Annotated in this window: 21 protein-coding genes and 2 tRNA genes; 11 read left to right on the top strand and 12 right to left on the bottom strand. The window is 38.0% G+C overall.

Features of this window, described 5'->3' with window-relative positions; genetic code table 11:
• Nucleotides 1-109: 109 nt before the first annotated feature.
• Both I6E85_RS19570 and I6E85_RS19575 read right to left on the bottom strand, forming a co-directional pair.
• A complete protein-coding gene (locus tag I6E85_RS19570; protein ID WP_007378921.1) occupies nt 110-301 on the bottom strand; it encodes a hypothetical protein in 192 nt (63 codons plus the stop codon).
• A 58-nt stretch (nt 302-359) separates the two neighbouring features.
• Nucleotides 360-533 (bottom strand): DUF1328 domain-containing protein, encoded by a 174-nt coding sequence (locus tag I6E85_RS19575; protein ID WP_002961939.1) that lies wholly within the window; start codon nt 531-533, stop codon nt 360-362.
• A gap of 519 nt (nt 534-1,052) precedes the next feature.
• On the opposite strand from I6E85_RS19575, the gene I6E85_RS19580 reads away from it, so the two are divergent.
• The 5 genes from I6E85_RS19580 to I6E85_RS19600 all read left to right on the top strand — a co-directional run bounded on the left by I6E85_RS19580 (nt 1,053) and on the right by I6E85_RS19600 (nt 5,536).
• Nucleotides 1,053-1,295, top strand: a complete 243-nt coding sequence (locus I6E85_RS19580; protein WP_007583814.1) for an OadG family protein — start codon at nt 1,053-1,055, stop codon at nt 1,293-1,295.
• An 11-nt stretch (nt 1,296-1,306) separates the two neighbouring features.
• A complete protein-coding gene (gene oadA, locus I6E85_RS19585) occupies nt 1,307-3,088 on the top strand; it encodes a sodium-extruding oxaloacetate decarboxylase subunit alpha (protein ID WP_024589691.1) in 1,782 nt (593 codons plus the stop codon).
• Nucleotides 3,089-3,101: 13 nt separating this feature from the next.
• Nucleotides 3,102-4,232, top strand: a complete 1,131-nt coding sequence (locus I6E85_RS19590) for a sodium ion-translocating decarboxylase subunit beta (RefSeq protein ID WP_002961942.1) — start codon at nt 3,102-3,104, stop codon at nt 4,230-4,232.
• A 142-nt stretch (nt 4,233-4,374) separates the two neighbouring features.
• Nucleotides 4,375-5,346: an aldo/keto reductase family oxidoreductase gene (locus I6E85_RS19595; protein WP_007583820.1), complete on the top strand. Its 972-nt coding sequence runs from the start codon at nt 4,375-4,377 to the stop codon at nt 5,344-5,346.
• Nucleotides 5,347-5,359: 13 nt separating this feature from the next.
• A complete protein-coding gene (locus I6E85_RS19600; protein WP_007583822.1) occupies nt 5,360-5,536 on the top strand; it encodes a hypothetical protein in 177 nt (58 codons plus the stop codon).
• Between the two features lie 114 nt (nt 5,537-5,650).
• Here I6E85_RS19600 and I6E85_RS19605 read toward each other — a convergent pair whose 3' ends face one another.
• Entirely contained in the window at nt 5,651-6,964 is a 1,314-nt protein-coding gene (locus tag I6E85_RS19605) for a peptidoglycan DD-metalloendopeptidase family protein (RefSeq protein WP_007585425.1), read from the bottom strand.
• A 322-nt stretch (nt 6,965-7,286) separates the two neighbouring features.
• Between I6E85_RS19605 and tyrS the strand changes: the two genes are divergently transcribed.
• Nucleotides 7,287-8,486, top strand: a complete 1,200-nt coding sequence (gene tyrS, locus I6E85_RS19610; RefSeq protein ID WP_007585427.1) for a tyrosine--tRNA ligase — start codon at nt 7,287-7,289, stop codon at nt 8,484-8,486.
• Between the two features lie 95 nt (nt 8,487-8,581).
• On the opposite strand, the gene I6E85_RS19615 is transcribed toward tyrS, so the two are convergent.
• The 4 genes from I6E85_RS19615 to folE2 all read right to left on the bottom strand — a co-directional run bounded on the left by I6E85_RS19615 (nt 8,582) and on the right by folE2 (nt 11,990).
• Entirely contained in the window at nt 8,582-9,526 is a 945-nt protein-coding gene (locus I6E85_RS19615; RefSeq protein WP_024594516.1) for a regulatory signaling modulator protein AmpE, read from the bottom strand.
• Entirely contained in the window at nt 9,527-10,234 is a 708-nt protein-coding gene (gene mtnN / locus I6E85_RS19620) for a 5'-methylthioadenosine/S-adenosylhomocysteine nucleosidase (protein ID WP_024589694.1), read from the bottom strand.
• A 122-nt stretch (nt 10,235-10,356) separates the two neighbouring features.
• A complete protein-coding gene (locus tag I6E85_RS19625; RefSeq protein WP_007582968.1) occupies nt 10,357-10,953 on the bottom strand; it encodes a DUF2726 domain-containing protein in 597 nt (198 codons plus the stop codon).
• A gap of 116 nt (nt 10,954-11,069) precedes the next feature.
• Entirely contained in the window at nt 11,070-11,990 is a 921-nt protein-coding gene (gene folE2, locus I6E85_RS19630) for a GTP cyclohydrolase FolE2 (RefSeq protein WP_024589695.1), read from the bottom strand.
• A 232-nt stretch (nt 11,991-12,222) separates the two neighbouring features.
• Between folE2 and arcB the strand changes: the two genes are divergently transcribed.
• Complete coding sequence (arcB, locus tag I6E85_RS19635) at nt 12,223-14,541, top strand: aerobic respiration two-component sensor histidine kinase ArcB (protein ID WP_197237264.1); 2,319 nt, start codon at nt 12,223-12,225, stop codon at nt 14,539-14,541.
• Nucleotides 14,542-14,557: 16 nt separating this feature from the next.
• Here arcB and arcA read toward each other — a convergent pair whose 3' ends face one another.
• The 4 genes from arcA to trmB form a co-directional block, all read right to left on the bottom strand.
• The gene (arcA, locus tag I6E85_RS19640; protein WP_002962549.1) at nt 14,558-15,274 is read right to left on the bottom strand and encodes a two-component system response regulator ArcA; all 717 of its coding nucleotides are present in this window, start codon (nt 15,272-15,274) and stop codon (nt 14,558-14,560) included.
• Nucleotides 15,275-15,765: 491 nt separating this feature from the next.
• Nucleotides 15,766-17,370: a sensor histidine kinase gene (locus I6E85_RS19645; protein WP_007582962.1), complete on the bottom strand. Its 1,605-nt coding sequence runs from the start codon at nt 17,368-17,370 to the stop codon at nt 15,766-15,768.
• 151 nt (nt 17,371-17,521) lie between these two features.
• A complete protein-coding gene (locus I6E85_RS19650; RefSeq protein WP_165722087.1) occupies nt 17,522-18,547 on the bottom strand; it encodes a methyltransferase in 1,026 nt (341 codons plus the stop codon).
• A gap of 66 nt (nt 18,548-18,613) precedes the next feature.
• The gene (trmB, locus tag I6E85_RS19655; protein WP_007582957.1) at nt 18,614-19,339 is read right to left on the bottom strand and encodes a tRNA (guanosine(46)-N7)-methyltransferase TrmB; all 726 of its coding nucleotides are present in this window, start codon (nt 19,337-19,339) and stop codon (nt 18,614-18,616) included.
• Between the two features lie 161 nt (nt 19,340-19,500).
• Between trmB and mutY the strand changes: the two genes are divergently transcribed.
• Nucleotides 19,501-20,562, top strand: coding sequence for an A/G-specific adenine glycosylase (gene mutY, locus I6E85_RS19660; protein WP_197237265.1), 1,062 nt, complete (start codon nt 19,501-19,503; stop codon nt 20,560-20,562).
• A gap of 35 nt (nt 20,563-20,597) precedes the next feature.
• Nucleotides 20,598-20,870: an oxidative damage protection protein gene (locus tag I6E85_RS19665; protein WP_007582954.1), complete on the top strand. Its 273-nt coding sequence runs from the start codon at nt 20,598-20,600 to the stop codon at nt 20,868-20,870.
• Between the two features lie 52 nt (nt 20,871-20,922).
• On the opposite strand, the gene I6E85_RS19670 is transcribed toward I6E85_RS19665, so the two are convergent.
• Entirely contained in the window at nt 20,923-23,700 is a 2,778-nt protein-coding gene (locus tag I6E85_RS19670; RefSeq protein ID WP_197237266.1) for an ATP-binding protein, read from the bottom strand.
• 342 nt (nt 23,701-24,042) lie between these two features.
• Here I6E85_RS19670 and I6E85_RS19675 point away from each other — a divergent pair.
• Nucleotides 24,043-24,118, top strand: a tRNA-Phe gene (locus I6E85_RS19675).
• Between the two features lie 71 nt (nt 24,119-24,189).
• Nucleotides 24,190-24,265, top strand: a tRNA-Thr gene (locus I6E85_RS19680).
• Nucleotides 24,266-24,390 lie beyond the last annotated feature (125 nt).

The following is a 24,390-nucleotide window of genomic DNA, read 5'->3' on the forward strand; positions in this document are numbered from 1 at the left end:
CCAAAAGTAGGACCGTTCGAATTTCAAAAACTCGGTACACCATTAAGTCAAAGCATGCTTAACTGAATGGTGTTAGCCCTAAGGCCGTTTTTTAGCGATACAAGAAGAATTAACAGTTAGTTTCTTCAGCGTTTACGCCTTCTTTAACATTTTCACATGCATCTTCTACTTTGTTTTGCACGTCAGTTACTGCTTCGTCAATACGTTCGCCTGCGTCTTCTGCATGATTGTCTTCACAACCCATGATGAAGAAACTTGCGAATAGACCGATTAGTGCTGCTTTTACAGTTGTTGAATTCATAATGTAATTCCTTGTAAGTATTAATTAAATTTTAGTGTTTGTTAGTTGAATGCTTTATCTACCTGGGTGATTTACCACGTAGTGCACCTGAAACTAATGAGATCACTAAAAGTACTAAAAATATAAAAAATATAATTTTTGCTATACCAGCTGCGGCACCTGCGATGCCACCAAAACCTAACACTGCAGCGATTAAAGCAATAACTAAAAATGTAATTGTCCAGCGTAACATTGTTTTCTCCTTGGTTATCAAATTTGCTCACAATAACTAATGCCAGTTATATGCCAAATTTTATTTTTGTTTTATATCAGACAGTTATGGTTTTTAACTGTGTTTTTAGTTATTAGTTAGTTAGTAATTTTTACGCTTTGTTATGTAAGTTATTCACACTGTTACAAGTTACTGGTAAATATTCACTAAAAATAATGTTTTTGGTAAGACCAATTAACAATTGATGTGTGTTTTTGTACTTATTATAAAATTTGGCGGTTATTTTTATTAAGTTGAATAGTTAATTAACAACTTCCATATAACTATTAGCTATAGTCGTTATTTTCTGTATGTATTGTAGGGCGCATGATTGCTGGGTTATGGCATGTAAATTTGTTGAGTGTTATGTTGTTTATAGTTTAATTGGTTTTACCAATTTACAAGATGTAGACAAAGCGACTAGTTTTGTTATTATCCAGTGAATAAATATTTAATTAAATCGATTTTTTATTTTCGATATGGGTTTCAAGGGGGAGAAAAATGGATATAGGTGCTCTACTCACAACGGCTGGTAGCTTAATGCTAACTGGTATGGTTGGGGTGTTTGTATTTCTGTCGATATTAATTGGTGCAGTAACGCTTATGTCTAATTTGGTGACGCGCTATAGCGAACCAGAGGCATCACCAGCTAAATCACCGTCTTTTAAATCTCAAGGTGTGCCTAATGAGCACATCGCTGCTATTAGTGCTGCCATTGCTCAGTACAAATCAAATAATAAATAAGGGGCACACACATGGCTAAATTAAAATTAACAGAATTGGTATTACGCGATGCGCACCAATCATTGCTCGCAACACGTATGCGCCTAGACGATATGCTACCTATTGCTAGCAAGCTAGATGATGCAGGTTATTGGTCTATTGAATCGTGGGGCGGTGCTACATTTGATTCGTGTATTCGTTATTTAGGCGAAGATCCTTGGGGGCGTATTCGTGCGCTTAAAAAAGCGATGCCTAATACTAAACAGCAAATGCTATTACGCGGTCAAAACCTATTAGGCTACCGCCATTACGCTGATGACGTAGTTGAAAAGTTTGTAGAACGCGCACATAAAAATGGCGTTGACGTATTTCGTATTTTCGATGCAATGAACGATGTACGTAACCTAGAAACAGCGATTAAAGCGGCTATAAAAGTAGGCGCACATGCTCAAGGTACTATTTCGTACACAGTAAGTCCTGTTCATACGCTTGATATGTGGCTGACTCTTGCTAAGCAATTAGAAGATTTAGGCTGTCACTCAATTTGTATTAAAGACATGGCGGGTTTATTAAAGCCGTACGATGCTGAAAAACTAATTAAAGCACTTAAAGAAACCGTATCGGTTCCTATTGCTATGCAGTGCCACGCTACAACAGGTTTAAGTACTGCGACTTATCAAAAAGCGATTGATGCAGGCATTGATATGCTTGATACCGCTATTTCATCAATGAGTATGACTTACGGACACACAGCAACTGAAACTATTGTATCGATAGTTGAAGGAACTGAGCGCGATACCGACCTTGATTTAAACCACCTAGAAGAAATTGCTGCTTACTTTAGAGATGTACGTAAAAAATATGCGGCATTTGAAGGTAGCTTAAAAGGGGTTGATGGTCGTATTTTACTAGCTCAAGTACCAGGTGGCATGCTTACAAACATGGAAAACCAACTTAAAGAGCAAGGCGCGGCAGATAAGCTTAATGAAGTTTTGCTTGAGATCCCACGCGTACGTGAAGATCTTGGTTTTTTACCTTTAGTAACACCCACGTCGCAAATTGTAGGTACTCAAGCAGTACTTAACGTGCTAACCGGTGAGCGTTATAAAACAATCACTAAAGAAACTGCTGGCGTATTAAAAGGTGAATATGGCTTAACACCAGCACCAATGAATAAAGAGCTACAAGAGCGTGTGCTTGATGGAGCAGAGGTTATTACTTGTCGCCCTGCAGATAACATTGCACCAGAGCTTGCAACGCTTGAAGCTGAATTATTAAAAGAAGCGCAAGAGCAAGGTTTAACACTTGCTGATGAGCAAATTGATGACGTACTAACTTATGCATTATTTCCACAAGTTGGTTTGAAATTTATTAAAAATCGTAATAACCCTGATGCATTTGAGCCTATTCCTACCGTTGAAGATAAGAGCAATAAGGCAGCACCAAAATCGGGATCAAATAATAGTAGCGTTAAAGCTGAGCAATACAGCGTAAAAGTAGATGGTAAAGTTTACGACGTAGTAGTGGCGCAAGGTGGTGAGCTAAAAGAAGTAACATTAAAAGACTCTGAGCACATTCCTCAGTCTGCTTCAGTTGCATCAGGTGAAACACTTAATGCCCCTTTAGCCGGTAATATTTTTAAGATTAAGGTAAAAGCTGGGCAAGTTGTTAACGAAGGTGATGTAGTGATTATTATGGAAGCCATGAAAATGGAAACCGAAATACGCGCAATGCATACCGGAACAATTGCTGAAGTGTTGGTTGGTGAAGGCGATGCTGTAACTACCGGCGACGCTATGATTGCATTAGCTTAGGAGTAAATAGAGGATGGAAGGTATTTTAAACCTCTGGAATGCTACTGGCATTGCTAACTTTACAATCCCATCATTAATTATGATTGCGGTAGGGTGTTTATTACTGTTTTTAGCGATAGCTAAAGGCTTTGAACCACTATTATTATTACCAATTGGTTTTGGTGCAATTTTAACAAATGTACCAGTGGCAGGTTTGTCAGACCCAGGTGGGCTTTTGTATTACGTTTATTACGTGGGTATTGATACGGGGATTTTTCCGTTGTTGATATTTATGGGAGTAGGGGCGCTGACCGACTTTAGCGCGCTTATTGCAAACCCACGTATGTTGTTATTAGGTGCGGCTGCACAGTTTGGCATTTTTGCTACATTGTTTGGCGCTATATTACTTAACTATGTGCCAGGTTTTGAGTTTACTCTACAGGACGCATCGGCTATTGCCATTATTGGTGGTGCAGATGGACCGACTGCAATATTTTTAGCGTCAAAACTGGCACCTGATTTACTAGGCGCAATAGCGGTAGCAGCATACTCATATATGGCATTAGTACCAATTATTCAACCGCCAATTATGCGTGCGTTAACAACCCCAGAAGAACGTAAAATTAAGATGCCAGAGCTTCGCAAAGTATCTAAAAAGGAAAAGATTATTTTCCCTCTTATGGTGCTTAGTTTAACGGCTATGTTTTTACCGGCTGCTATACCGCTTGTAGGTATGTTTTGTTTAGGTAACTTAATGCGAGAGTCGGGTGTTGTTGATAGATTAAGTAACAGTGCTCAAAACGAAATCATCAATGTTACAACTATATTTTTAGGTTTAGCTGTAGGCTCAAAGCTTGCTGCAGATAAGTTTTTAACTGTTGAGACGATTGGTATTTTAGTGCTTGGCGCACTGGCTTTTGCAATTGGTACGGCATCTGGCGTATTTATGGCAAAAGGACTTAACCGCATATCTAAAACACCTATAAACCCATTAATTGGGGCAGCAGGTGTATCGGCTGTGCCAATGGCGGCACGAGTAGTTAATAAAGTTGGCCTTGAAAGTAACCCACATAACTTTTTACTTATGCATGCTATGGGACCCAACGTAGCGGGTGTACTTGGTAGTGCAGTTGCTGCGGGCATATTGCTAGCACTCGTTGGCTAAAAATGTAATTTAAAATAGATTAACCATTAAGCGCAGTTTACTGCGCTTTTTTTTGTTCTTAATTTGTTCACCGCTAAATGGTTTCTTGTTCAGCGCTTTTTGTTTACAGTAACAGCTCTTCAAAATTTTAAGGATAGTTATCATGCTTCACACACCTTTAGCAAAGCACTTACCTCATGTTAGTAAACTTGTATTCGGATGCATGGGTCTGGGCGGCGGTTGGAATAAAGACGCAATCACTGATGCACATGTTAAGCAAACTCATGAATGCATAGATAACGCTATTGAAGGTGGCATTAACTTTTTTGACCATGCTGATATTTATACTTTTGGTAAAGCGGAGCAGGTTTTTGGTAAAGCATTAAGCGAGCGACCAGAGCTTAGAGAGCACATGTATATTCAATCTAAGTGTGGGATTCGTTTTGAAGATGACTTAGGGCCAAAGCGCTATGATTTTTCATCAAAGTGGATTGAGCAATCAGTTGAAGCATCATTAAAACGATTAAATACAGACTATTTAGACGTACTTATGCTACATCGTCCTGATCCACTCATGGAAGTTAACGAAATTGCTCGTATATTTAGTTGCTTAAAAGAAAGCGGTAAAGTGCGCAATTTTGCAGTATCGAATATGCAGCAACATCAAATGAATTTTTTACAGCATGCACTTGATATGCCGATTGTGGCTAATCAAATTGAGGCTAGTTTACAAAAACATCAGTTTGTTGATGAAGGTGTATATGCCGGTAACAGTGACGGTAAGGATCTTAATTTTACGCCCGGTAGTATTGAGTACTGTCGCCATTTTGAAATTCAAATTCAAAGCTGGGGCAGTTTATGCCAAGGATTATACAGCGGCAGTGATTTATCAAACGCATCGCAGGCTGATATAAACACGAGTCTTTTAGTTAATAAGCTGGCTGCGCTTTATGATACTTCTGCTGAGGCTATTGTCATTGCATGGTTACTGCGCCATCCCGCATCTATTCAGCCTATTATTGGAACAACTAATGCCAAGCGTATTAAAGCCTCTTGTGATGCTGTAAACGTACAACTAACTCGTGAGCATTGGTATGCACTTTATGTAAGCGCTAAAGGCCATGAGCTACCATAAGAAGGGCATTGATATGAATATATTCGTTATTTTAATTGGTTTGTTTGTCGCGCTAGCGATACTTATTCCATTGCTTGAAAAATATCAAAGTAAAATAGGGCTCAACGGTGCAACCAAATACAGTAAATATATTTGGCCATTAGTGATGGTGTCTTTAGTTATTCAGCTCATATATGTACTAATGTACTAATGTACTAATGTACTAATGTACTAATGTACTAATGTACTAATGGTTTATAGCGTATACAAAAAAGCCTTTGCAGGTTTAACCTGCAAAGGCTTTTTTAATGTTTATTAATAAACTTTATTTAAGTGCTAACTGTAGCTCGCGATTGCGCTCAAGTTGGGCAATAAAGTTATCTGCAATCGGTTTAAACTTAGCAAGTTCTGAGCGAGGTAATGGCTCTGACTTAGGAAGTTTTACTGTTTTAGGATTACGGTGAACGCCATTTACTAAAAATTCATAGTGTAAATGCGCGCCAGTAACACGACCCGTAGAACCTACAGTACCAATTTGTTGGCCCTGTTTAACTTTTTGGCCCGTTTTAACTAGTTTCTTATTTAGGTGTAAGTACTTAGTTACATATTGTGTGCCATGGCTAATAAATACGTAGTTACCGTTGTACTTGCTGTAACCCGCTTTAACTACCTTACCGTTACCTGATGCAACCACCGGTGTGCCAGTGCGTGCCGCAAAGTCGATACCACGGTGCGCTCTAACTTGCCCAGTAACTGGGTGTAAGCGACGAGGATTAAAGCTCGAACTAATATACTTAAAGCTTACAGGTGCACGTAAAAATGCTTTTTTCATGCTACGCCCTTCAGGCGTATAAAAGTTGCCGTCGGTATGGCGAATCGCTGCAAAGCGCTGACCTTGGTTTACAAATTCAGCGGCAATAATTTTACCGGTACCAATAAACTCGCCATCAACATAATGAGACTCGTAAATTAAGCCAAACACATCGCCTTTACGAATGTCGTTTGCAAAATCAACATCCCAACCAAATATGTCAGCAAAGTTCATTATTTGACGTTCGCTTAAACCTGCCGCTATTGCTGAAGTCCAAAAGTTGTTAGATATTTCGCCGCCAGCGGTTTTGGTTAGCGTTTCAATTTCTTTACTATCAATAGCTGTATCGTAGTTACCTTCTTCATTTAAGGTAACAAATAAAGTATCGGTTTTTGAAATCACATAGCGCAGTTGAGCCAAAGAGCCATCTTCAGCTGTCGCAAAGCTAAGTATTTCACCGGGGTGAATTTTAGTTAGCTTGCGCGTTTCTGCGTTAGTGTTAATTAGTTTATGGAGCGTTTGAGCTGAAAAACCAGCACGTTTGAAGATAATTGCTAAATTGTCGCCATTTTTAACTTTATGATCGACAAAGTCGTATTCTGGTAACTTTTCTGCTGCTTGCTCTGAATTTAACTCAGTTAATTTTTCGTTGTCATCAACTTTAACTTGTAACTCATAGCGCTTGCCTATCTCTAATGCATCTGCATTATTGTCTTTAGAAGCAGTCGCTTTTTCAGAAGGAAGAAATGCCAAGCCGGCAATAGCAGAAACTAAACCTAAAATAAGCAATTTGTGTTTTTTTGGGAGAGTGTTAACCACGTGAACCATAACGTGCCTTTTTCTGCTGTCAAGATAATAAATACATAATATTGCAGGATATACTTAATAATGTACGAATACTAGTGCTTTGTAGATTTAAACTAACCTTAAACTACGCTAAAATCAGGGTTAGGAAGCCTTTTTTAACGTCCTATCTAACTAAGACTCAATTCATTTTGTTTAGTTGCATTAATAACTTAAAAAGTTATTTTAATTAGGTAGAAATTTGTTATGTTAGCTACATATATATATTCGGTTTAAACCTATATTAAACCGTGATTACAAGTAACTAGTCCGCCCCTTCGTAGGCAGAATTTTGGAGTAATACAAAGTGGATTTACAAACCGCTCTAGCAGAGATAAAACGCGGTGCAGAAGAAATATTAATTGAAGACGAACTAGTTGAAAAACTAAAGTCGGGCAAAAAGCTAAAAATAAAAGCTGGCTTTGATCCTACAGCCCCTGATTTACATTTAGGGCACACTGTACTAATTAATAAAATGAAAACCTTTCAGGATTTAGGTCATGAGGTTATTTTCTTAATTGGTGACTTTACTGGCATGATTGGTGACCCAACAGGTAAAAACGTAACGCGTAAACCACTTACTCGCGAAGACGTACTAGCCAATGCCGAAACATATAAAGAACAAGTATTCAAAATTCTAGATCCTGCTAAAACCACTGTTGCATTTAACTCTACTTGGATGGAAAAGTTAGGCGCTGCAGGTATGATAAAACTTGCTGCTAACCAAACAGTAGCGCGCATGCTTGAACGAGATGACTTTAAAAAGCGCTACGGCAGCGGTCAACCAATTGCAATTCATGAGTTTTTATATCCACTGGTACAAGGTTGGGATTCGGTTGCACTAGAGTCAGATGTTGAACTAGGTGGTACTGATCAGCGCTTTAACTTGCTAATGGGTCGTGAGCTACAAAAAGTTGAAGGCCAAAAGCCGCAAACAGTATTAATGATGCCATTACTTGAAGGTACTGACGGCGTTCAAAAAATGTCTAAGTCGCTTGGTAACTACATTGGTATTACTGATGCGCCAAACGATATGTTTGGTAAAATAATGTCAATTAGTGATGTGCTAATGTGGCGTTATTACGATTTATTAAGCGCGCTTTCTATTGAAGAAATTGCAGCTCAAAAAGAACGTGTTGAGCAAGGTACTAACCCGCGCGATATTAAAATAGAACTAGCTAAAGAGTTAATTGCTCGTTTTCATAGTGAAGCTGATGCACAAGGTGCACATGATGATTTTATTCAGCGTTTTCAGAAAAAAGCGTTACCAGATGAAATCCCAGAGCTGACAATCACTATTGCAGAAGATACTATTTTAATTGCTAACTTGCTTAAAGAAGCAAATTTAGTAGTAAGTACATCAGAAGCAATGCGTATGATTAAGCAAGGTGCAGTTAAACTTAACGGTGAAGATAAAATCACTGACACCAAACTTGAAATAGCAAAAGGCACAACAGCTATTTACCAAGTAGGTAAACGTAAGTTTGCAAACATCACTGTAGCTTAAATACCGTTTGAAAACTAAAAAACCAGCCTAGGCTGGTTTTTTTGTGCTCGTATTTTGGCTGAAAAATTAGTTACGAGGTAGTCACTAAATAGTCACTAAATCACTTTTAATATTTCAATACTTACAATTACTAACAACCAAAATACACGCGCCTGATTTAATCTATTAATTATTACAGGTACATCCTCGGGTGTAGGTAGTCTATCAGTACCAATACGCATTTTATTAAAGCGAGTACCTAAATAAACTGCAGGCCCGCCCAGCTGCACACCAAGTGATGCAGAGCATGTGCTTAGTAGCCAACCTGTATTTGTTTGATAAAAATGTCTGCCATAATGCTTTATGTAATGCATGCTTTGTTTGCTCGCTCTACTTGCTGCAATAGTTAAAGCGAGTAAGCGCATTGGAATATACTCAATAATAAACAACAGAGTTTTAAGCGGTTTTAAAAAGTAGCTATTTGGGGATATGTCACTACGCCAGGCTTGTTGTATTAAAGTAAGTAATCGATAGGCGAGGGCCGCAATAGGGCCAAAGGCTAAAAATATAAATATAACTACGAAATAGTATCGAGCAGTGCGCAGTATTAAGCTTTCAATTAATGCTTTGATAATACCAGGAGATGAAAGCCTATTAACTTCACGGGCAAGCAGTGGTTTTAGTAATTCGCGTGCTGTCGATTTTTGATTTTGTTTAGTTAGCTTTGCAATGCGAAGTGCTTTTTTATCAATACTCTTACTTTCTAAGCATAAGTATAAAATAAGGCCAGCGAGTAATTCAGGATAAAAAGCAAACTCGAGTAGTAGCACTACAATAATGAGAATGACACTTAAAATGAGCGTGCTTGCGAGTATAGCTGCCAAATATTGATAGCTTTTAGGTTCTTTGCTTTTGTATATGCGCTTGCCAATAGCACTAAAAACAGCATTTAACGCTGTATTAGGATGATACCAGCTAATAAGGGGAATAAAGCGCTCAGCAAGGAGCGCTAGTATGAAGGCAATAAAGTCCAAGTGGTTTTGAACAATATTGCTAAGCATTTACAGAGACACTGCAGTTAGCTTTTCTAAAAGTGCGACAACCATTTTAGATGAGTTGATTGATGCTGTTTCTAGGTATTCTTCAAATGATTGTGGTGACTCTTTACCTGCAATATCAGACATTGAGCGAATTACAACAAATGGTGTGTTAAGCGTAAAACACGTTTGTGCAATTGAAGCGCCTTCCATTTCAACGGCAAGCATTGTAGGAAAATCACTGCGTGCTTTATCGATACGCACAGGGTCACACATAAATGTGTCACCAGTACAAATTAAGCCAACAAGTGTTTTAACATCACTGATTTGTTCGATTGTTTGTTGTGCTGCTTCAACTAATTTAGGGTGAGCTGTAAAGCCTGCTGGCATTTGTGGTACTTGGCCAATTTCGTAGCCAAAAGCAGTAACATCTACATCGTGATGACGTACTTCTGACGAAATTACTACGTCGCCAACACTTAGAGAAGGATCGAATCCACCGGCAGAGCCTGTGTTAATTACGCAATCAGGTTTGAAGTTGTCAATTAGTAAGGTAGTTGCAATTGTTGATGCTACTTTACCAATACCAGATTGAACAAGTGTTACTGTGTTACCAGCCAATTCACCAGTATAAAAAGTGAAACCTGCTTTAGTTAAAATTTGTGGGTTTTGCATCGCTTCACGTAAAATTTTAACTTCTGGCTCCATTGCGCCAATAATACCAACATTCATAATGTTTAATTCCTGAGTTTGAATCACTTGATTATACGTGAAGTTAGCAATAAAAAACAAAAAAGCGAGCTTGTTTATGAGCTCGCTTTAAATACTTTTTAGGAGAGTATTTAATTTGGTTTTTAAATTTCAGCTAAAGCAGTTGTTTGTGCTTTGGCTTGAGAAGGTGAAAGTACCGCTGGCTTATGTGAGCGATTACGAACAGGGCGCTGCGTTTGTGTTGCTGCAGGCTTACCAAGTTTAAACATAATTGCATCGCGTACTTCAGAAGGACGGTAGCCCGATTTAACTTTCATACGAATATGTGGAATGCCCGCAGACTCTAGTGCACCGTTTACAAACCAGTCACGTTGAGCTTTGTGGCCATCTTTATTGGCATTGTTAACTAGGTCAACGGCCGCAACAATAGTTAGTTTTTCTTTATCGATCAATACAAAGTCGAGTTGCTTATTTTTAGCTTTAGCTAAAGCAGCACGTTTAGATTTAATAGAAAGACCTTGCTTACAGTCAATAACGTCAATTAACTTAACGCGACTAACAATTTTATATTGATCGCCTACAGCACGCTCGAGAAGATTTAAAAAAGCGCCTTCAACCTGCGTAAAAACAGTTTGCTTGCGGGTAAAAGGATACGGGTTTCCGCCATCGTCATTAAATTTTGACGCAACAACAGAAGCCCCGACAACTAATACTAGAATTAATAATAAAGCGAATTCCATACGGTAACTCCATAACAACAAATTGACACTGCTCAAATAAAGCAATTTACGTGCCTAAAAAGTATGAGTTATAAAATAATTACCAACTGTTTATAAAAGCTAAAACGATGTAGCTATTAAGCTTTGTATCCACCTTCAATACCTTTAACCGCAATAGCTACAGCATCGTGTGCATGGAGTGATTCATAATGATTTATTTGCAGCCAGTAATCGCTGTAATTATCTGTTTCTAATAAAGCTTTAATTTTACGCGCTGCGTCTTCACAAAACATAAGGTTTTGACCATTTAAACGAGCAAATTCTTGCTCGTCTTCGCGCTTTACTGCCGCTTGTACCGGTGTTTTAAGTTCAGCTTCGAGGGTGTTTATTAGAGTCACTACGTCAAATTCTTGAATATTGCTATCAAGCTTTACTTTTACGTTGGCAATAGAGCGCTGCGAGTGAGGTGTCGCTACAATGCCTTGTGTAGTGCCTAACCATTCGTGCACATCTTTTTGGCTTAAAGTTTCTTGGTTAAACTTTTCGTTAAACGCGTTTTGTATAAGCTGGCGTGCAAGTGCTGCAGAGCAAGGGCATGTTGAAGAATAGGTAACATCTACGGTTAGCTCGTAGCTAATAATGTTATTTTCAATTGTACTGGTAAGCACAACTGGGTAGCTTTTCCAGCCTGCTTTACCACTTAATAGTGATTTACGGCGTAGCGGTAATTCAAATTTAAATTCAATTTGTGCTTTATCGCTCAGCCCTTCGTGGCTAGTTATAAAGGTATCGAGTGCTTGCGCTATTGTTTGCGGATTGACTTGCTGCTCAGTCGAAAGCAGGTCAAGTGCTAAAAATAGACGTGACATATGAATGCCTTTGGCATCTTCTTTATGCAAATTTACAAATGCACGAGCTTTGGCATTTACTGTAACTGGAGATAAGTCTCGTGACTCAAAAATAAATGGCAGTTCGATTTCGCCCATGCCAACCCAGTCTAATTTACCTGTTTGTAAGGCGGGTGCAGTGTCTGCTATATCTGGCATATTGGTTTGCATGTGCGCTACTCGTATTTTGGAGATAATAAAGCGGGGCATTTTACACTAAATAATTTATTGCTGAAATGATGAGTTTAAGAGATGAGCAAAATCAAACATGAAAAATTCTGTTTTTATCGCACAACATGGGTAGTGGTAGGAGAAAAATGCTAAAATCTGGGAAAATGGTATGTTTATACATGCGCATTGCCTTCTTTATATTTAAGCACACAGCTAAGAGATAAAATTACGTATGACCGATTATTCTTTGAGCCCTTGGGCTCGGGTACTTTCCAGCTCAATAACGCGATTTGGTGAATTTAAAACCGCAGCTATTTGTTACACTTTATTTTTAACTGTATCTCTTATTTTATCGAGCATGTTTTATTATGTTGCGATAGGCGAATTACACCTTGTTGATATTTTGGCTGTGGTATTTTTTACGGCTGTAGTTTCTCCTTTAATTATAAGTGTATTACTTAATTCAATTCGTCAATTAGATGCCTCGTATGCTTATTTAGATAGCGCAACCAAGCAGGAAAAGCTCTTAAACCAAACCTTAAAAGACAACATTAGTCGTTTAAATATTGAAATTGATGAGCGTAAAATGGCGTTTCATGCCAAGCATCGCGCTATCGAAGAGCTGCGCCGAGAAATTGCTGAGCGAAAAAAAACACAACAAGAACTTGCCCAACAAAGTATGTTGCAACGCTCAATCGTTGATTCATCTCCCGATTTATTTTATTACCGCGATAACAACGGTGTATTTGCCGGCTGTAATAAAATGTTTGAAGAGGTAATGGGAAAATCAAGTAGTGAGCTAATAGGAAAAACGGTTGAGCAGATATTCCCGAGTCATTTTTTAGCTGAAGTTTTGGCAACCGATAAAGAAGTAGAGCAAAGCCATAAAGCACTAACTATAGATGTAGGCTATGAAGTAAATGGTGAAACACGTTGGTTTGAGCTGCGTAAATTACCTTTTATAAATGATGACGGTGACTACATTGGTTTACTGGGTTTTGGTCGTGATATCACTAGCCGTAAAGAAGCTGCACAAGCACTCGAAACTGCCTATAAAGACAAAGGTAAGTTTATTGCTACGCTGAGCCATGAACTACGTACTCCTTTAAATGGCATTGTTGGTTTAACGCGTATGTTATTAGATACAGAGCTTAATAAGCAGCAGCGTAGTTGGGGCAATACTATTTTTTCGAGTGCTGAAACACTCGGTAATATTTTTAACGATATTATAGATTTAGATAAAATAGATAGGGATCAGCTCGATATAGCAACCAATTCTATTAATGTGTCAGACTTTATAAACGATGTAGTTAATTTTGCAGGCTTAATAGCAGAGCAGAAAGAGCTTGAGTTTGATATTAAGCGCAATGGCATACTTGATGTTTACGCGCAGCTCGATCCGACTCGATTACGCCAAGTTGTTTGGAACTTAATTAACAACGCCGTTAAGTTTACTCAGCAAGGCAAAGTAACACTCGAATGCAGCAGAGAAAATCGCGTAGAAGGCCCATGGTTAGTTATTAAGGTACTGGATACCGGTCAAGGTATTCCACCAGAGCAACTTGCCCATATATTTGATATGTATTACAAAGCGCCGGATTTAAAAGGCACTAACGCGATAGGTTCAGGTATTGGTTTAGCTGTAACTAAGGCACTTGTAAGTGCAATGAAAGGGATAATTACGGTAAATAGTACTGAAGGCGAAGGAAGTTGTTTTACAGTGCAAATACCGCTTAGTTTATGTGTTGCACCAACAGAGCAAAGTTATGTTGGCCGTGGTTTGTATATTCTACTAGTAGAAGATGTGCCTCTTAACGCCGAAATTGCTACAAACCTATTAGAGCAACGCGGCCATGAAGTGTTATGGGCTGAAACCGGTGAAGATGCGCTCTCGTTTGTCGAAACCGAAGATGACTTAGATTTAGTACTACTTGATATGCAATTGCCAGATATAAACGGTGACGTGGTTGCTAAGCAAATACGCTCAGATAGCCACTTTGATAAATTACCTATTGTTGCTTTAACTGCCAATGTACGCAGTGCTGAAAAAGAGCTTGAAGGTATATCAATACAAGGTGCGTTGGCTAAGCCAATTAACACAGTTAAGCTTGATAAAATGCTGGCTGACTTATTTGGCATTAAGCAAAGTGAATGCACAGAGCCACAGCTAAAAGTAAGTGAAGAAGCGCTAGAGGGCATTGATGCACACTTATTAGATATTGAAACAATAGAAGACTTTGTAAATTCGATGGGCTTGGTTGTATTTAGGCGCAGTAGTCAGTTATTTGAAAAGCTAAGTCCACAATATCAGCAAGAATTACTTACTTCATTAAATGCCAGCGATAGAGAAGAGTATGAATCAGTAGCGCATAAACTTAAAGGTGCGGCTGGATCGGTAGGTTTAAATGATGTGCAGCTTCATGCCAAAATAATGGAGCATGGTGCGATTGATGAATCTGATGAAGTGTTAAAGCAGTGGTTAGATGTTTTAGCAGATAAAATAAATGAAGGACAAAAAGCCCTTCATTTATTTTTACAGCAATTAGAGTAAAACTAATTAGCTCTAATTAAGCGTCAATTTTACCAATGAAACGGTAACCTTCACCATGGATGGTGCTGATTAACTCTGACGTTGAGTTATCACTTTCAAAATGCTTACGAATGCGACGAATAGTAACATCAACAGTACGGTCATTTGCACGAAGCTCACGGCCGGTCATGTGCTTGATTAATTGCTCACGACTAAAAATACGACCTGGAGAATCAAGCATTAAACGAAGTGCTCTGTACTCACCTTTTGGTAAACGTTTAGCGTCGCCATTTGGAGAAGTAAGACAACGGCTATTTTCATCAAGTTCCCAACCGTTAAACGTAATAACACCATTTGTTTCTAGTGCTGACTCTTCACCGCCTAAAGCAGTACGAGTAATAAGGTTGCGAGCTCTAATAGTTAATTCACGCGGGTTGAATGGCTTAGTAACGTAGTCATCTGCGCCAATTTCAAGACCTAAAATACGGTCAACATCGTTGTCACGACCCGTTAGGAATATAAGACCTACTTTACGCTTTTGGCGTAATTCACGGGCTAAAATAAGACCGTTTTTACCAGGAAGGTTGATATCCATAACTACAAGATTAACGTCATCGTTATTTGTAAGCTTGTCATGCATATCATCGCCATCAATGGCTTCAATAACTTTGTACCCTTCAGCTTCAAATAAACTAACTAGGTTCAGTCGAGTTACGTCTTCATCTTCTACGATTAGAATGACTGGCGTTTGCATTATTAATTAACCTTTTGGAATATTTTATTTATAAAAAAACCGGTGACGAATTTATAACCGATTACTAGAGATTATAGGATTATACCCATTTGTTAACAAGGAAAAAACAAATTGGATAAAAATAAAACAGTAGGGTGTCCAAAGTCTACTAAAAAGGGCAGTGCAAAAACTACTGTTTAATTGATATATACGTGGATGTAGCTATTTGAATCATAAAGTCGAAGCCATTTTCCTTTAATAATTGATACATCATTCAATCAAACAAGGTACTTAAAATAATCAGACTAATTCAAAGCAAAACTATATCACTTTCTAACCTTTCATCAATGTATGTGATACAGCAAAGATAAAAAAGTTCATAAATCGCTTGGTAATATTTATTTAATGCAATTAAATAATGTTACGCGCTTATCACATGCCTCATTAATGAGGTCATTAAATGCTAATTCAAGGATAAATTTTAAATATATGCACTTTTTAGTGATCTTTATTTAAGGAATAGTAATTATAAAGCGAGCACCGTGTTTTTCTTCAAGATCAAACATAACTCTTCCGCCAAGTGCTTGTGTTACTAGGTTGTAGACCAAGTGCATGCCTAAGCCGCTTGCGCCTTGTCCGCGCTTTGAAGTTACAAACGGGTCAAAAATTCTATTTTTAATGTTTTTATCAACGCCTTGACCGTTGTCAGAATAAACTATTGTTAATTTTTTCCCTACCAGTTCTACGTCAAAGCGAATTTCATTATTTTCTTTACCTATAAATCCATGAATCACAGAGTTCATAAGCAACTGCTGAAACACTTGTTGCAGAGGTTCAGACTTACTATGAATAGCCAAGTCGGTCGGACAGTTAATAATAACGACAGGCTTTTTAGGCAGTAGTTCAGATTGAATCGATGTTAAAACATCACTTATTAATTTATGTACATTAATATAGGTATTAACACCGTCGTCTTGAATAACGGCCACTTTTTTAAAGTTAGATATCAGGTCAGCGGCACGATTTAGATTACGATAAATTAAGTCTAAGTTTTCAATACCTTCATCTATAAAGCGTTTTAGATGGCTTGAGGTAAGTTTTTTATCGTCAAAGCTTTGCTGTATATCTGCCAGTTTATCTCGAAGTAATGTAGAGCCTGTAATACCTAGCCCTATTGGTGTATTCACTTCATGGGCAACCCCAGCAACCATTTGCCCAAGCGATGCCATTTTTTCGTTTTCAACAATTTGCGTTTGATACTGATGCATTCGCTCAAGGGTTGATAAAAGCTCTTGATTTGCTTCTCTGAGAGCGATTGTTCGCTGGTTTACTTTTTCTTCAAGGCTTTGGTTTAGTTGTTTTATTTCTTGTTTATCTTTTTCGTGGCGCTCAAGTTGCTTTTTGGTGCGTGTAAGCATGATATTTAAACTATTTGAAAGAGCGGTTATTTCTTTTACATCGGTTATTGGCGCGCGTGCATCATAGTTATGATTTTTAGATACATCCTGCAATAGCATGCTTAACTGCTCTATTGGCTTGGCTATACGTCGTTGAACTTTTATAGCAATAAAGTAAACAACGATTAAAATTAATAGAGTTAATAGCACGTCTATTAATATTTTTCTCTCAATATAAGTCTCTAAACTTTCGAGGCTCCCTCGCATATATACATAACCTACCAACTTTTCGTTATCGTAAATAGGGCGGGTTAGTTCAATATGATCGCTCGTAATTCGTGGCGTTTTTAGCTCATCAACACTGTCTATTCTTAACGGCACTGGAGGCGTTTTTTTTGCATTAAAGCTAATAAAAAAAACAGGTTTTTGAGATGCTTTTTCTATTGAATAAATATGTATGTTTTTTACAAGGGGGATATTTTCAAATGACTTGAGGCGTTTTTCTTCTGTTTTTCTATCATCTTCAACTACTGATTTACCAGCATCAAAAGCTACAATTTCAGAAAGGATGACGAGTTTATTAATGATTAATTGCTTTTGCTCTTTTACGCTTAAATAAGTAGATATCGAAATAGATAGCGACAAGCAAATAGCTGTAATAAGCATAATTAAATTTATGAGTGCTTTGCGAATGCTACTTTGATGAACTTTTTTAGGCATTATTTCGTTATCGCCTGAATTAATTTTGATTATTTAGAGTTTTAGTTTAGCAAAGACGGGAGAAAATGAAGGAAAAAAGCTAAATTAATTCTTATATTTATGCGAAGGTTAGCTTGAGCGCGTTTGCACTCAAGCATTTTTAAAAATAATACTAGCTGCTATATACGGCAAACTTGTTATTTTTAAATACCGTTTGGTAGCTTTCAAATTGCGTTTCTAAAATAGGCGGGTATTTTAAAAAGCTGTTAGCAACAATATTCAGCTTTCCTACTTTAGTTAAATGCTGTTTTGCATTTGCTAAAAATGTTTCTGCTACTGTGTAGTCGGTTGCAATACCTGTATGAAAAGGTGGATTGCTAATAATTAAATCAAACTTACCGGTAATGCTTTTAAGGCCGTCACTTAATATCGCTTCGCCTTTGATGCTGTTAAGCTTTAGAGTTTGCTGTGTTGCGTAAGTTGCCAGTGCACTTACATCACTACACACAAACTCAAGTGCTGGATTATGCAGCCCTAAAAAGGTTGCTATTAAACCTGCGCCACAGCCAAAGTCGAGAACCCTACCTTGCTTAATTGTCGGTGCGTTTTCGAGTAGAACTTTCGTTCCCATATCTAAACTACCGTGATTAAACACCCCTGGGACACTAATAGCTGTAAACTCGGTGTCGGCAACATTAACAACAAACTTTTTATGGTAGGTCGTAATATCAAAATCAGGATGCTGGGTAATCTCAGCAAATGAGTAAAGAACGCAGTGCTTAGCTGAATCAATTTTGTTACTAAACTCAGCTTTACCAGCTAATTGCTTTTCAATTGATTTAACACCACTTTTGTTTTCACCTACCACCAATAGTTCGGCATCGTCAGTAATAGCAGATCTAATATTATCAAGCGCCATTAATAACTCAGGTTTTGATTTAGGATAGTAAAGAATAACTAAATCGTAGCCGTTACCAGGTATTGTGTGATTTACACAAATCTCAACGTCTTTGGTGTTTTTAGCAAACTCACCGTTAGCATGGTTGTAGCTAAATGCAGTTACCTTGCTTTGCGGGTTAAGTTTTTTAAGCTCTGTTAAAAAGCCATCTTGAACAAAGTTGACCACCAAGATAGATTTGCCCGTTAGTGCCTCGCTATTACGAAGTAACAGTAAACTTGGGTTGGTTAGTACGCTCATAAATGGCTTTGCCTTACAGTATGTTTAGTTTTATTAAAAATAAAAGTGAGTGCTTAAAGTTACAAATTACTCAGTACGTTCAAACATTAAATCCCACACGCCATGACCTAGGCGATGTCCGCGTTGCTCAAACTTAGTAAGCGGGCGCAAATCTGGACGTGGAACATAATCGTTTGTTTCTGATTGGTTTTTAAAACCAGGAGCTACATTCATTACTTCGAGCATATGCTCTGCATAGTTTTCCCAATCTGTTGCCATATGAAAAACGCCACCCATTTTCAGTTGGGCTCTTAGTTTTTCAACAAACTCAGTTTGTACGATACGGCGTTTATGATGACGCTTTTTATGCCAAGGATCAGGGAAAAATAACTGCAGTGTTGTTAAGCTTTCATTAGGTATACAGTCTGCAAGTACTTCAACTGCATCGTGTTCAAAAATACGTAAGTTAGTAATGCCTGCTTCATCGGCATCCATTAAACAAGCACCAACGCCTGGGCGGTGTACTTCAATACCAATAAAGTTTAGGTGAGGGGCATTTGTTGCCATTTCGACAAGCGATTTACCCATACCAAAACCAATTTCTACTACTACATCGTTGTTGTTGCCAAAAACTTCGCTTAAATCAAGCATACCGTTTTTATGCTCTAGGCCCATTGTTGGCCAGCATTTTTCGATTGCAGCGGCTTGGCCTTTGGTTAATCGACCTTCGCGTTTTACAAAACTGCGAATGGTGCGGATGTATTTACCTTCTTGCTTAGCTTGCTCAAGGTTAGTGTTGCTTGATTCACTCATATTATTGGCCTGACAAAAACAATGTGTTTAAAAATGGTTGCATATTATCCCTGACCGAGCCCGCAATCACAAGTATTAGCTGGTTTTACACGCTCTATAGCTTGATCTTTTTATTAACTACAATAGACTGAGCCGCCATTGAGCATCAGTAAAAGTACAATATGTTGGATTTAAATAAAGAACAGTCTAATTCGTTTTCTAATCAAGTCGTTGATTGGTATCACCTTCATGGGCGTAAAACTCTTCCATGGCAGTTGGGTAAAACACCTTATAAAGTGTGGGTGTCTGAGGTGATGCTCCAGCAAACTCAAGTTATTACTGTTATCCCATATTTTGAAAAATTTATGCAAAGCTTTCCAGATATTATTGCTTTAGCCGATGCTGATGAAGATTTAGTACTGCATCACTGGACCGGTTTAGGGTATTACGCTCGTGCGCGTAACTTACATAAAACAGCTAAAATAGTACGTGACAAGTACCAAGGCGAATTTCCGCAAACGCTTGATGAAGTAATGGATTTACCGGGAATAGGACGCTCTACTGCCGGGGCTGTTTTATCATTGTCGCTTGGGCAGCATCATCCAATTTTAGATGGGAATGTTAAGCGAGTCTTAGCGCGCTACTTTATGATAGAAGGTTGGTACGGTGTTAAAAAAGTCGAAAACCAGCTTTGGCATTTATCAGGGCAATTAACACCTAAAAATAATGTCACCGAATTTAATCAAGCTATGATGGATTTAGGTGCGAGTGTTTGCTCACGCAGCCGGTTTGATTGCGAGGCTTGCCCATTAAATTCAGGTTGTGGTGCTTTTAATGCAGGTAAAGTAAAAGAGTTTCCACATTCTAAACCTAAAAAAGCAGTGCCGAAGAAGAGTTGTCATCAGTTAATTATTCAGTGCGGCGATAAAGTGCTTATGGAAAAACGCCCTAACAGCGGTATTTGGGGAGGACTATTTGGCTTTTTTGAATTTAATGAGTACGAGGAGCTTCAAATATTTTTAGCTCAGCAAGGATTAGAAGCCAACTTAGTAGAGCTTGAAGCGTTTATTCATGTGTTTTCACATTTTGAGCTGAAGATTAATCCGCATGTGCTCAATGTTAAGAACATTCCTGATGTAGTAAATGACAAACAATTAGTGTGGTATCCGCTTGATCAATCAATAGAGGTTGGCCTAGCAGCGCCAACTAAAAAGTTGGTTAAACAAATTACAGCAATAGTATAGAATAGCCCCATATTTAGCGTTAGAGAGAATCAATCATGGCACGTACAGTATTTTGTCAAAAGTTACAAAAAGAAGCCGAAGGGCTTGGCTTTCAGTTATACCCTGGTGAAGTTGGTGAAAAGATTTTTAATAACATCTCTAAAGAAGCGTGGGGTCAGTGGCAGCATAAGCAAACAATGCTTATTAACGAAAAGCATTTAAATATGATGGATCCAGAGCACCGCACATTTTTAGAAGAGCAAATGGTTGGCTTTTTGTTTGAAAACAAAGATGTGGAAATTGAAGGTTATCGACCGCCTGAAAAATAATATTTTGAACATAAAAAAAGGGCTAAATAGCCCTTTTTTTGTGTGCGATTATTTAATCACTTAACTCATCTTCTTGCTCAGAGATTTTAATTTGTTCTTTTAAAAATTGAGCTGCCTTAGAGTATTCAATTTCTAACTTATCTCTTAAGTCTATTAATTCATCGGTAGTGAGTTCACCTTTTTTACATTTATCTTCAAATGCACTTGAAAGTTCAGCCACCGTTAGGGCACCAATTGTTTTAGAGATCGATTTTAATTGATGACACCCTTCAATAATCTCATCTAAATCGTTAACCATAACGCCTGAATTAATCCCCTTAATTAGCCCTTGGCTTTGTTCTAAATACATTTTGAAAAAGCGTAACTGTTTAGCTTCGTCACCATTTACATATTTAGCAACTGCTTCCATATCAATAGGTAGCGCCATGGTTTGATGGATAACTACATTCTGGTTTTGGCTTTGCTTATCGCTCCAGCGTTTTAAAGTGTCCTCTAACGCGTTTAGCTCTATAGGTTTGGTAATGAAGTCGTTTATACCTACGGCTAAGCAACGCTCTTTTTCGCCTTTAAGTGCGTTTGCTGTTACAGCAATAATATAAGGCTGTGCATCAATTGATTCTAATAGCTCTGCTTCGTTACGGATTTTTTCGACCATATCGTAACCCGACATTTTAGGCATGTGTAAGTCGGTTAAAATAAGTGAGTAATCACCTTTTCTCCACATATCTAAGCCTTCTTCACCGTTGTTTGCTATCTCAACGCCAAAACCTAGTATGTGTAATTGATCGGTGAGCACTTGTTGGTTTAGAAGGTTATCTTCAACAAGTAGAACCAATTTGTTTGATTTACGAGCTTGCTCAACATTTAAATAATTATTAAGTGTTTTGGTTTTTTTAATTTGTTTAGGTGTATGCAAACCTGCAGCGACTAAAATAGACAGCATAAAGTTAGACTTACATAGAGGAGAGGCATTAATATAAAAAATATTATTATGATTTATAGCCGCTTCATCAAGCTTACTTAGTACAACAACTTGTTGTTTATAATCCTCTAATGAATAAAATAAGCGTCTTAGCAGCGCGTTTGTTTTATCCATATTGTCTATGCCATCAGCCACCCAAATAATATCTTGCGAATGTTGATGCTCTTCAATTTCTTCTTCTGTGTGTGCATAAACTATTTTAGCGCCCATAAACGATAAATAACGGTACATTGTTTTTTCACGTTCTAGGTGATTACTAACTACAACAATTTGCTTACCATTTAATGCACCTTTGTGTGCGTACTTAATTCTACCCGATGTGCTAAACGGCAGTTCAACAGTAAACTCACTGCCAATTCCTGTATGGCTAGTTACATGAATAGTACCTAGCATAAGCTCAGTTAAGCTTTTACAAATAGAAAGACCTAAACCTGTCCCTCCATATTCTCGGGTAATCGAATTTTCGGCTTGAATAAACGGATTAAATATTTCGCGTAGTTGCGCCTGCGACATGCCTTTACCGTTATCAGTTACGCAAAAGCGTAAGGTAAAGTGATCAGTCGTATTATGTACCACCTCTACTGATATTTTTACATGGCCTTGGGTTTTTTCATCAGTGCTAGTGAATTTAATGGCGTTGCTACATAGGTTATAAAGAACCTGACGTACACGTACGCTATCACCGGTAAGATTTATAGGAATATCTGGTGCTATTGCTAGCTCTAAATCAAGCTCACGTTTTTTAGCAACAGATGAGAGCACACGAGCAACTTCTTCAATAGTATCGGTTACCGAAAATGGGATCGGGTCAATATTTAGCTTTCCAGCCTCAATTTTAGAAAAATCTAAAATATCATCCAAAATGCTCAATAACGAAAATGCAGATTCACGAATAATCGTACTTAAACGATGCTGAGCGCCATCAAGTTCGGTCTGGCGCAGTAAATCAATAGTACCTATAACACCATTCATCGGTGTTCTTATTTCGTGACTCATCGTTGCTAAGAATGTTGTTTTAGTTTCGCTTGCTCGCTCTGCTTTTAATGTGGCTTGCTCAAGCGCTAAGGTACGATTTTGCACTTCGGCTTCTAGGCCATTTTGTAATTTATAAAGCTCTTTTTGTGCAGAGTCATTCTCGCTCATTGCAGTTTGTACTTTTTGTAGCAATAAGTTGATGTTTTTTGCTACTACACCTAAACCAATATCAAGTTGCTCATCAACATTACTATTGTAATTAGCATCTTCAGTGATTGCCTGTAACTCTTGAGTAAGAGTGTCAGTACTTTTACGTAAGCGCGTATTAATGTACATATTAAACATTAAAGTAAGTATAAATAATGCAGCAACACTCGCTATCGCGATGGTGTAAGCGATAACTTGAGAGTCTTGAGCGCTTAAAGGCGTGGCTGGTATGTTTTGCTTAATAATAAGCTCGCCAATGGGCTGATCGTTTAACAATAGTAGGTGATGCAGGATACCTTCTTCTTTTAAGTGCTTTTCAGTTTTAACAGAAGCGATGGCTGGTTTACTGCTGCTATATACCAACTGAGTATCTGATGTAGCATTGAAGCGATATAGAGTATATTCAAAGTCACCGTCTAATAAGGAGGTTAAATCAAGTAACTGTTTTACTTTACCTTGACCATACATAGTTAATGCATCAACCATAGGTAAGTCTAATCTATCGGCAAGCGTTACAATATTAATAGATGATGCTGGTTGGGCTGTCTTAACTTCAGTTTGTGTATAAAATGAGTGGGCAACAATGGCGAGCGCTGTTACAGCAATATTAATGATTAAAAAAAGTGGCAGTAAGCCTTTAACTGGCGATGAGAATTTACTCTGCATTGATTGTTTCCAATTGATGTGTTTTTACTACGATAAGTCCCTATCGTACGTATCTAAGCTAATCGTAACATTTACAAAAAATAATTCACTACGGTTTTAGTCTGATTTAGTTATATTTATTTATAGTTATAGCCCGATTTGTGGTAAAAATGAACGTTATTAATAAAAAATGTACTGAGTTGTCTGAAAACCGTTCAAACAGTTATAAAGAAGAAAAAAAAAGTTGACTTGTAAGGGCAAAACTCGTTTAATACGCCGCACGCCCAGATAGCTCAGTCGCTAGAGATGAGTGGGAATTGCATTAAAAATCCTTTTAAGATTTTTAATTAGCACTGTTTAAGTGCCTCGATAGCTCAGTTGGTAGAGCAGAGGATTGAAAATCCTCGTGTCCCTGGTTCGATTCCGGGTCGAGGCACCATTTATTAAAGTAGTGGTGTTTAATCAACAGTTTAAACATTATTACGCGTGCCTTAGCACACAGTTTTGTGTGCCGACTTAGCTCAGCTGGTAGAGCAACTGACTTGTAATCAGTAGGTCAACCGTTCGACTCGGTTAGTCGGCACCATTTATAAAGCTAAAAGTTAAATAATTATTTTACTTTTAGTTAGCACAGTTTATGTGCCTCGATAGCTCAGTCGGTAGAGCAGAGGATTGAAAATCCTCGTGTCCGTGGTTCGATTCCGCGTCGAG

It is taken from the genome of Pseudoalteromonas sp. NZS71, assembly GCF_015864715.1.
Lineage (GTDB): Bacteria > Pseudomonadota > Gammaproteobacteria > Enterobacterales > Alteromonadaceae > Pseudoalteromonas > Pseudoalteromonas arctica.